Origin of the sequence: Fulvivirga sp. M361 (assembly GCF_007097395.1) — a bacterium.
GTDB lineage: Bacteria > Bacteroidota > Bacteroidia > Cytophagales > Cyclobacteriaceae > Fulvivirga.
In genome coordinates, this window is sequence record NZ_VKDC01000081.1 from 1 (window position 1) to 3,364 (window position 3,364).

Consider the following 3,364-nt stretch of genomic DNA (forward strand, 5'->3'; position numbering starts at 1 on the left):
ATATTGACAGACTAAAAGTTATCCACATTATCCACAAGTTATCAGTCTCCCCCCTGCACCCCCCTCAGTCTACAATAGCAACAATAACCGAATAGTTATATTACTTAAATCTAAAGGAGGCCTAATTGATAGTCGTCACTCGGAAACCCGAGCGACTGAGAGGGATTTGTAATGCGCATATTCTTGGTGAACTTATTTTGGATAGTTTTTATGATAAAACATTGCGGTATCATACCCCGAAAGCTACCTCTAAAGTACACCCGGATTACAAATCCTATTCCTAAACCAGCACGCATGGCGCTGTCGCTATATGCGCGCCAGGGGGGCAGCCATACTCTTTGGCAGGTTTTGGTTTGTGGGTTGATCCGTGCGACCTGGCAATGTGTATGGGTGTTAGGGAGGGCATCAAGAGAAGGATCCTCTTTTCAAAGCTTGCTCAGCATCGTACCAAGTCGCTGAAATAAATTCTTGCATTTCTTTGACAAACATTTTCATCACATCAGAATTGATTGGACAATCTTTATGCTGATCCCTTACCTCCTCAAAAACACTTCTTTTCTCAAAGGGCAACCTTTTCGCTTTACGAAGTAGGAATACGTTATCAATGTCCGTCAATCTAACATCTTCTGGTTTCATGTCAAGGTATTCCACAAGTGCATAATACTTTGAAAGAGGGCAACCTTGTTTCAGTCTCGAGGCGGTTCCAGCACATTCTTGAAACATCGTTTTGTCATAGTTAACTTTGACTTCAGCTGCTAGTACAGCTAGAAATAACTTGCCATTAGCCGTTACTTTCTTCTCGAATTTTTCGTTGGGAGAGAATTGGTAGAATATACTTTTCCCAATGGTAAAATCTTGATCTTTCTGTTTCAGAACGATCTCTGGTCGTTCGGTCAATGCGTCTATGCTACTTGGTCTGAAGGTTAATGACATAAAAGCTGTTTGGCTTCCAGTTTCTATACCTTTAGGAAGACCTGTTAGAACATCATCATGAACCAAGTGAATTAGAAACTCTTCAATTACACTGTTGTCTAATTTCAGTTGTCCCTTCTGCCTTTTTAGGAAAGAGCTTCCCTTTTTAGCAATTAGGTCAACTTCTAAGAAATCTTTATAGCTGTTGAGCAAACTTGTCATTTCCTCAACTCTTTTATCACCCTTGCTTGAAAGTTTGGTGAGTTCACTTGACCAAAGTTCAAATTGCTTAAATGCCTCCTCAAGTAGCGATTTATCGTCTTTTGCTTTTGGGTTATTTATAGCAGCAATCAGTTTGTCTCTGTGTGGAGTAAGACCCATTTATTCAAATATTGGTGACGGTTTAACATTATTTAGTTTCAGATAGACATCCCTGAAATCGCATATTACATCTGTTGGTGCGACTTTCTCGGCTTCTTTCAAGTGGCTTTCTGCAATGGTTACTGCGTTTTTAGGATTAGGTGGGGTTTTCCCCTGTTTTTCAAAAATTAGAATATCTTCAAAAATACGTTGGCCAAATTTGTTCGAAAAAGACCTTTCCTCACGCCCTTTTATTTCATATCCTCCCATATCGGATATTAGATGGGAAACAATCTCTCCATTGTAGAAAGGGGTTTTCCGAACGTTTGATTCTCTACCTACTACCATTACCAATCTTCCACCATCTTTTAAAGAATGCCAAAAATTATTGATTGAGGCTTCCATATCGAGACAATATTGCACAACAGTTAACAATCTATTTCCTCTGTTCTTTCTGTTTGACCCAAATTCTGAATGAGCAACATCAAGGATATCGTATTTAAATGCTTCTGTTACTGCACGATAATTTTGATGGTAGTTAAACACATTGATATAAGGGGGGCTCGTTAAAATCAGGTCAATGTTGCCTTGATAATGCGTTGAAATGGTTCTCGCATCCGAGTTGAGCACATGGATTTCAGAGTCACAAAAAGGTAGATTAAGGAGGGACTTTTTCAAAGAGTTAAAAGAACTACGTAATGATTCTTTTACTGTTAGTTTTTTATCCTTTTCTGATAGGAAAAGTAAATTCATGAGAAATGGAAGAAATTCATTATTGTCAATATTTTGAATCTCTTTCGATACATTTATTAATCCTCTGTAGGCAGTTCTATAATCTTTGGCATCTGCATAAATCGCTTGACCATTTAATTTAGATACTACAGGAGTGAGTTCCTTCCCAATTTGAAAAAGTAATTCATGCCTCTGAGCTAGGTTGAGAATGGAATATTTGTAGAATGAAGCCATTTGATAAGCAGCAGGATTTATCTCAAACCCAACACTTGAATAACCTTTAACTGCGGACTCTATGAGAACTGTTCCACTACCAGCAAATGGGTCTGCTATTAAAGCGTCTGGTTGAAGGTTCGCTGAATCAAGAATGTATTCGACAAATTCTGGAGTGAATTGCCCTCTCCAATTAAAAATATTGGATCTTTTCTTCTGTTGGACGTCTAATTTCTCTTGGATTAAGTTCATGTCTTTTGCACATTTTTCCTTTTGTACTCCATTTGTTGTTCTGCTACTTTCAGAGCTTCGAGTCCCAGCTCTTCGTCCGAAAGTTCATAAGTGATTTTGTAGCTTAAAAACTTAATTTGAAGTTCTTGAGCATCCAAATTGAAAACATTGGCTAAGATCGGTACCATATCTCTTGATGGTTGCCTTTCATTTCGCTCAATTTTGCTTAGAGTAGATTGATCAATATCTAAGTGAGCAGCGAGCTTTCTTAGTGGCATTTTTGCACCTTCTCGAATTTGCCGAATATACTCCCCGAAACTTTCCATAATTGTCTGGAATTTTTATTCTTGACAAATTTGTCAAATATTTATTTGGGAAACAAATTCAGTTCGCAAAAAGAGGGATGGAAGATTTTAGCTCTTTTGGTTTTTTCAGGGTAGGCGTTGCGGTGGCAAAAACCAAATGTGCTAAAATGTGCGGTGGGTCTACGTCACGGCATGAAACCTAACTAGCTAATAACAACAATACTGTTATCAAACCACTAAAATAACCATAAGAACCTGCCCGAGCTGATTTAACCTTATGATTTATCCGTTTTATAAACGCTTATAGTCGTTTACAAATAGATCTGTTTACCATTCCACCTCCTCAGCCTTTCGTAGTGCACTTCCAAGAGCAAGATATCCACAAACCAAAAAAGCCCGACCGCTAACGCGACTAGGCTTCCATCCCCCCTTATCCACAAAATCAACCTTATCTTTATCGGATCACTACCCGCTTCGTTTTTTGAATGTTTCCTACACTAATTTGAGCCATATATACTCCTGCTTTCACATTACCATCAAGTGCCAGCGTAGATGAGTAACCTTTTGCTGTAGTTTCGTATACTACAGTGCCTTCTAAATTGGTGATGTTG

4 protein-coding genes are annotated in these 3,364 nt (G+C 38.5%); all 4 read right to left on the reverse strand.

Features of this window, described 5'->3' with window-relative positions:
- Window positions 1-405: 405 nt before the first annotated feature.
- Window positions 406-1,293 (reverse strand): Bpu10I family restriction endonuclease, encoded by an 888-nt coding sequence (locus tag FNH22_RS31540; RefSeq protein WP_143402527.1) that lies wholly within the window; start codon window positions 1,291-1,293, stop codon window positions 406-408.
- Window positions 1,294-2,469 carry a DNA methyltransferase gene (locus tag FNH22_RS31545; RefSeq protein ID WP_143402528.1) on the reverse strand — a complete coding sequence of 392 codons (1,176 nt, stop codon included), beginning with the start codon at window positions 2,467-2,469 and terminating at the stop codon, window positions 1,294-1,296.
- Window positions 2,466-2,774: a helix-turn-helix domain-containing protein gene (locus FNH22_RS31550; RefSeq protein WP_143402529.1), complete on the reverse strand. Its 309-nt coding sequence runs from the start codon at window positions 2,772-2,774 to the stop codon at window positions 2,466-2,468. Before FNH22_RS31550 ends, FNH22_RS31545 begins: the two co-directional genes overlap by 4 nt.
- 433 nt (window positions 2,775-3,207) lie before the next feature.
- Complete coding sequence (locus FNH22_RS33035; RefSeq protein WP_370513213.1) at window positions 3,208-3,360, reverse strand: T9SS type A sorting domain-containing protein; 153 nt, start codon at window positions 3,358-3,360, stop codon at window positions 3,208-3,210.
- Window positions 3,361-3,364 lie beyond the last annotated feature (4 nt).